The sequence below is a fragment of the Alkalinema sp. FACHB-956 genome (assembly GCF_014697025.1).
In the GTDB taxonomy this organism is placed as follows: Bacteria; Cyanobacteriota; Cyanobacteriia; order Leptolyngbyales; family Leptolyngbyaceae; genus Alkalinema.
In genome coordinates this window covers 1-6,682 of sequence record NZ_JACJRC010000057.1, presented here as the reverse complement: position 1 = coordinate 6,682, position 6,682 = coordinate 1, and the positions used below count along the sequence as shown (strand labels likewise).

At 52.9% G+C, this 6,682-nt stretch carries 6 protein-coding genes and 1 pseudogene; 3 read left to right on the top strand and 4 right to left on the bottom strand.

Translation table 11 applies throughout. The features are described from left to right. Positions 1-326: Rpn family recombination-promoting nuclease/putative transposase (locus H6G21_RS25250; RefSeq protein WP_190577401.1), on the top strand; the 326-nt coding region annotated here is incomplete at its 5' end. Positions 327-422: 96 nt separating this feature from the next. On the opposite strand, the gene sbcD is transcribed toward H6G21_RS25250, so the two are convergent. Further along, on the bottom strand, positions 423-1,763 hold the full coding sequence (gene sbcD / locus H6G21_RS25245) for an exonuclease subunit SbcD (protein ID WP_190577400.1): 1,341 nt from the start codon (positions 1,761-1,763) through the stop codon (positions 423-425). A 153-nt stretch (positions 1,764-1,916) separates the two neighbouring features. On the opposite strand from sbcD, the gene H6G21_RS25240 reads away from it, so the two are divergent. Further along, a complete protein-coding gene (locus tag H6G21_RS25240) occupies positions 1,917-2,744 on the top strand; it encodes a DUF3598 family protein (RefSeq protein WP_242042055.1) in 828 nt (275 codons plus the stop codon). Positions 2,745-3,039: 295 nt separating this feature from the next. On the opposite strand, the gene H6G21_RS25235 is transcribed toward H6G21_RS25240, so the two are convergent. The 3 genes from H6G21_RS25235 to H6G21_RS25225 form a co-directional block, all read right to left on the bottom strand. After that, on the bottom strand, positions 3,040-4,209 hold the full coding sequence (locus H6G21_RS25235; protein WP_242042054.1) for a beta-ketoacyl-ACP synthase: 1,170 nt from the start codon (positions 4,207-4,209) through the stop codon (positions 3,040-3,042). A 273-nt stretch (positions 4,210-4,482) separates the two neighbouring features. Then, positions 4,483-5,316 (bottom strand): peptidylprolyl isomerase, encoded by an 834-nt coding sequence (locus H6G21_RS25230; RefSeq protein ID WP_242042053.1) that lies wholly within the window; start codon positions 5,314-5,316, stop codon positions 4,483-4,485. Between the two features lie 117 nt (positions 5,317-5,433). Beyond that, positions 5,434-5,997, bottom strand: coding sequence for a photosystem I assembly protein Ycf4 (locus H6G21_RS25225; protein ID WP_190577399.1), 564 nt, complete (start codon positions 5,995-5,997; stop codon positions 5,434-5,436). Positions 5,998-6,474: 477 nt separating this feature from the next. On the opposite strand from H6G21_RS25225, the pseudogene H6G21_RS25220 reads away from it, so the two are divergent. Continuing rightward, positions 6,475-6,682: pseudogene (locus H6G21_RS25220) on the top strand (photosystem II D2 protein (photosystem q(a) protein)); the annotation flags it as partial.

Here is a 6,682-nt window from a genome sequence, read left to right as displayed (position 1 = left end):
GCATAATAGACTTAGTCAGTTCGATCGTGACCTATCGGTTTACCAGCCTATCGCGACAGGAGGTCAACGCCATGTTAGGAATCAGCCTAGAGCAAACCCGTGTCTATCAGGAAGCCAAAGAAGAAGGCAGAGAAGAAGGACTGGAATTGGGCAGAGAAGAAGGCAGAGAAGAAGGCAGAGAAGAAGGACTAGAATTGGGCAGAAGGAGTATCGCTCTGAATTTGTTGCGACGAAATTTCCCAGTAGAGGAAATTTCTGAGATCACGGGATTGACCCTTGAGCAAATTCAAACCCTCCAAACCCAGTCCTCAACCGAGCCATCCTAGTCCACACCAGCGCGATCGTCCTCCCCCGCAACCTGACTCCCCCCAAGGCTACAGCAATGCGGGGGAGGGCCGTTCCACACACCGAAGGAAGACTCCCTACAACAACCGCAACTGCACTTCTTCCCCCGCCGTCGCCGCTTCCCCCACAGCCCCCGCCTCCACCCGCGATCGGTCATCCTCAGCCGCCATCTCCAGCCCCACCAACGCGGGCTGCACCCACGCATCCGCCTCCCCCATCAACTGCTTCGCCGCCGCCACCATCGGCCCCTCCAACTCCCGCAAATCCTCCCGATTCTGGATATACGCCTGCAACGCCTCCAACGGACTCACCGTACTGCCCACCCCCAACTCCGGCAACCGCGATCGACTCACCTGCGCCACCACCTGCGCCTGCATCGTATAGGTATGGGCGATCGCCAACGCCTGATGCAACTCCGCCTCATTCATCAAAGCTATCTGCTCCGATCGCAGAGCATACATCACCCGCACCACCGCATCCGCGATCGACCGCCGCCCGATCGTTCGGAGCAATGCCTGCTGCGGATCATCCGACTCCGTCAAATCCACCTCGATCGTACAAAACGATCGCACCGGCAACGGACAAAACTCCACCCGCGTCTCACCCCGCGCCAACTCCACCAAAACAAAGCCCTTCTCCTCCTTCTCCTCACTAAAATCAACCCGTTCAATGCTACCGGGATAAATCACAAACGGATCTTTGCACAGCACTTGATGCTTATGCACATGGCCCAACGCAACATAATCAAAACAATCCCGCGTCAAAAACGCCAACGGTACCGTAAATCCCTTCCCCACTGCGAGCAAACGCTCCGCCCCAAACTCCGCCGCATCCGCCATCAAATGCCCCAACAAAATCGTCGGCAACGCTGGTTCTAATTGACGAATTTCCCCCTCCAACGCCACCCGCAAGCGATCGAGCAACACCTCCCCCACCTCCAGCATCGACAGCCCCTCCACCTCCGCCTTCGTCATCAGCGTCGATCGATTCAACCAAGGCAACGTCACCACCTGCACCATTCCCGCTGCCGTCGCAATCCGATGGGTCTCCAAACGATCGCCCACCACCACCTGCGGCACCCCCAGCGTCCGGTAAATACACAAACTCGCCCCCCCCGACCCCTGGGAATGCTGGTCATGGTTCCCCACCAGCAGCACCACCGGAATCCCCGCCTCCCCCAAACGCCGAAACTGCCGCGCAAACGCCTGCTGAATATAGGGCGCTGGTGTCGCATCAGGAAACGCATCCCCCCCAAACAACACCAAATCCACCGACTCCGCCAAGGCCCGATCGATACAGCGCCCTAACGTTGCCACAAAATCCTCAAACCGGGTATTCAAACCCGTTTCAGGATTGATCTTGCCGTGGCTAAATCCACTCCCTAAATGAATATCAGAAAGATGTAAAACTTTAATCATTAGTGTTCAATCATCCGTGTTCGGATTTAAGGACAGTGTAGGGGGATCAAAGCACAGTCGATCGATGGAACGCTCAATCGACGACGATCAGTTGATTTAGTATAGAACAAATGGTCTGATGCTTGTAATAGATAAAGGATGGGTCAACCAACCATGAAATCACCAACCATGAAATCGCAATGGGAATGCTTCTTAGAAAACCTGGGCGAATGGCAAGGATCGTTCGATCGCTTTTCGATCTCCGGCGAACTCCTAGAAGCCATCCCCTCCCACCTTGTTTTAGAAGAAATTGAACCCCAAAAAGCTCGCCTCACCCTCAAACGCGACTCCCCCAAATATCCCACCCCCCTCGTGCATGAATATTCCAGCTTCAATCGCGGCTTACTCTTTTTTGAAAATGGAGCCTTTTCCCAAGGATCACTGCAATTTGCACCCCTCGCCCAATTCGGCGGAGAAGTCGGCTTTGTCCACCGCGATCGACGCCTGCGCATGGTGCAATTATTCGAATCCGACAACCAATTAAAAACCATTACCCTCATCCGTGAACAACGGGTTGGGAGTCAAGCACCAGAACAACCCCCACTACAGGTTGATGATTTAGTTGGCACCTGGGAAGGAAACGCAATCGCCTTAACGCCAGAATGGCAAGTCACAACATTTAATTCAACACTAACCATTACCCGCATAGCGTCCGATCGCCTGCAACAATCCCTCACGTTCGCCGATCGAACCTTCACCTCCACCGCCCAAATTACCGGCTCAACCCTCCACTTCACCGATGGTGCCCAGCCCTATCAAATAACGCTACTTCCCGATGCAGCTTCCGGCACATTTCCGATCGAACCCAAAATCGGACAAGCCTTCTTTTTGGAGTCGGGCTGGATGCCAGAACCCGGTCTACGGCTGCGTCTCATCCGCCGCTACGACGCCAGCGGTGCTTGGGTCAACACCACCCTTGTAACAGAACGCAAAATAGCGTGATGGAACTTAAACTAAAGCGTTAACTTTTTCCGGCATGTCCTTTCTCCCCTGAGAGTTTGGGGATAGGCTAGGGGTGTCGAGAAGAGGTACCCCCAAATGAAAACTTCCCGCATTTCCCGCCAAGTGATCCGGATGATCGTTGTCATTCTCGGCTTTTTAGGATCCGTAGGTAATTAGCCCATCCCCAAAATCCCATTTCCAAAATCCCATTCCCGCTATTGATTGCATTCTAAATGGATTGCATTCTAGATAGCTCGTATCACGGTTCCGTCGCGCGATAGTTGTCGTGATGATTCTAACGAGCAGCGGCATGGTTCAAGGCAATGACTGCATTTTGTCCCCCAAAGCCAAAGCTAAAGCAGAGGACGGTCGCGATCCTTTTGTTTGGAGCGACAGTTGTCTGACCGGGCCGCACGAGATTGAGAGCAAAGTCGGGTTCATGGAGACCAACGCAGGGCGGCATTGCTTGCTGTTGCAATGCCATCAATCCCATCGCAACCCCGATCGCCCCCGAGGCCCCCAAGGTATGGCCCGTTGCGCCCTTGGTTGAACTGATGGGAACGGCTTGCCATCCTAAATGATGCAAGATGTTCGCTTCGGTTCGATCGTTGAGTGCCGTTGCGGTTCCATGGGCATGGATAAAGTCAATCTTGTCGTAGGCGAGACCACTGCGATCGCAACACAGTTTAACCGCCTTCACCGCAGTATGGATTTCCGGGTTTGGCGCACTTAGATGATAGGCATCGGCTGTCAGTCCTGCCTGGAGGATGGTGCCGTAAATTTTGGCCCGTCGCGATCGCGCCAGTTCCCAGGATTCCAAAACCAACAACGCCCCCCCTTCTCCCAGAACAAAGCCCTCCCGCCCCCGATCGAAGGGATAGGCTCCAGTCTTAGCCAAGGCCCCCATGCGGCTGAAGCCTGCGATCGTCAACGGCGTAATCGGCGCTTCGACGGCCCCCGCAATCACCCGTTGGCATTGCCCCGTGCGGATTAATTCCGCCCCCTGCGCGATCGCCCAAGTTCCCGTCGCACAGGCTGCCGTTGGCGCAGACACGATCGCCCGAGTTTGGATCGATCGAGCAACTTGAACGGCAGCAGCATTGGGCAAAAGGTTGATCCAGTCGTCCATCGGATCTTGATCAGCCTGTTGATCCGATCCATCGGAGATGAGCCGTTGCTCCCAGAGTGCTTGATTGCCCCGGCTTGATCCAATCACCACCCCACAATCCAGCAACGGCGCAGTTAACCCGGCATCGTCCAACGCATCCTGCAAAATTGGCAGAGTCAGCGATCGTAGGGTCGCCGGTTGTTCCGCAATCATAGCTAACGGCAACGGCGGTAACGCCCGGAAGGGTTGTCGCTGCTGAATGCCCGATCGCCCTGCCGCGATCGCAGCCCAAGTTTCCTGCAAATTCCCCAGCGCAGAACTGAATCCCATTCCGGTTACGACCACATCCATTGCCATTCGATCCAATACAACAAAAAATCAATGCAAAAAAATGCACCCGACAATCAATACACCAAACCATCAATGCAAAAAAAGAGTACAGGGAAAATTTCCCCGCACTCAAAAACAATGTTTTCAATTAAGGCCCATCGTTCACTGGAATGAGTTCACTGGAATGAGTTCACGGAAACAGTGGTCATTAACCAGTGTCATTAACCAGCACAGCACCCTGAAAACCTTGGGCTGTCCATCTTCATCCAGATCCAGCAATCTCTGACAACAATTTCTGGATTACTTACGATTCTTCAAATTTTCCAGCCCACTGGTAACCCGTGCCGATTCAATCCGATCGCCCTGTTGGATCTTGTCCACAACATCCATCCCCTGGGTGACGTAACCAAACACAGCATAATTGCCATCTAGGAAACTCAGATCTGCCAACGCCACATAAAACTGCGAGGAGGCCGAATCCGGAAAGCCCGATCGCGCCATGGCCACAGCACCGCGCGTATGACGCAGTTTAGGCGGATCCTGCATTCTGATTTCTTCAAAGGTTTTGCTATAAACAATCTTGTCGCCTTGGCTTGGCTTAATTTCCAAGGGAATAGATCGCGGCTGATTGGTAGCTGGGTCAATGTATCCGCCCCGCCCCAATTGATCCACAGGAACATTCGGATCCCGTCCATCAGGGTCGCCCCCTTGGACAACAAACGGTTGGGGTTGCCGCACCACCCGGTGGAACACTAACCCGTCGTAGACTTTTTTATCCACTAAGTCCACAAAGTTGCCAGCCGTCACAGGTGCATTGGTGCCATCCACTTCGATCGTGACCGGACTCCCTTTAACCATCATCACCACCGTCGCTTTTCCTTCTAGGCGGGGTAGGTTGGGAAACAGTTGGGCAGCCTGGGCTGCTCCTTTACTGACCGTTCCCGGCGATTCACTCGCACTCGGGGAAGGCGAGGCCGAAACCGAAGGAGACGCACTGGCGGAGATACTTTCGGTCGGTTTGGGCGCTGCGGTCGTAGCGTCTGGGGTTTTACTACAACCAGTAGTCACCAAAACTGCGATCGCCAAGGTTGCTACAAGCCAAATCCGAAATTGTTGCTGCATTAATTGCCGCATAATTTGCACCTTATTCCAACAGAATTCCAACGGAAATCAGCCACTAGAGTATACAGATATCGATTATCAACCGATCACACTTCTTCTGTAGATCACATTTTCCGTAGATCAGCAAGATCACAGGCCTTCTAGGGGAACCCCTAGGAACCGAACCAACTCCGCTGCCTGATTCTCCAGGGTGGAGAGCGCCATCGGTTGTCCTACCCGAGTCAACGGAACATCTCGCATTCCCCGAACTTTCAAGTAAATGGAGCGGCGGGGATTGAGACCCTCCTTGAGGGTGACTTTTACGGCTTGAATATCATCCAGTTTGCAATTTAATTCAATCTGACGATTTTTTCCGGGAAAGCCCCACCGAAAAATAGTTGCTTGCTGGGTCTCTTTGTTGAACTCGTTGTATCCTCCCCCCAAGTCCCACGAAATCGATAACCAGAGGTAAATCGCTAGTAAAACACCCGCCGCGCCATAGGCTCCCATCGCAAACCCTTGGGGGAAAAAGATAAGCTGGGTTGGATCAGAAAATGGCAACAGATTAATGTGGGTGTAGCTTGAAATGCCCGCTAATAAGAAGCCGGTCGCTCCAATGGAAACAACCGTGGCCCAAAAATAATTACTAAAGCGCCGGGAACCCACAATGGTTTGGCGAAAGACTCGATCGGTTTGTGTAGCCTGCGCAGTCATAGGTTTTAGAAACTTCCTTAAAAAACAGAGCGTTAAAGTTGTCTCCCTGCTGGAGACAGCATCGGCCTAATCCACAGATCATCTAGATTTATCACAGAGCGGTATCAGCGGTATCCCAGAATTGCGGATGTGTTCCGTAAATTGCGATAAATTGCGATCGGGAAACCCCACCCAAGATTTCCAAGCCTTTCCTCAAACCTTTTCTCTTCAAGCCTTTTCTATAGTATGCCAGGGTCAGTCAGCTAGGAGCATGGCTTCAGGAAGGGGCATCAGAATCTGAAATTCGCCGCTTCAACCTCCCGTACCCAAATGACTCAATGCAGACCTGCTAGGATTTCTACTATTCAAAGCAAAATATCTTCAAATGAGACAGCTTGTATCGGTTTGTAAAAAAACTGATATCCCGTATGATGAGAACATATCAATGCGTTCACTCTAGAGAACCTGTAATTAGATAAAGCTAGAGGGGTTTTATCCATGACCATTGCCATCGGGCGCGCGCCAGCGCAGCGCGGTATCTTTGATGCCGTGGACGACTGGCTGAAGCGCGATCGTTTCGTCTTCGTGGGCTGGTCAGGTCTGCTGTTGTTTCCCTGTGCCTTTCTGGCACTGGGTGGCTGGATGACCGGTACCACCTTTGTCTCGTCCTGGTACACCCATGGACTGGCCTCTTCCTACCTGGAAG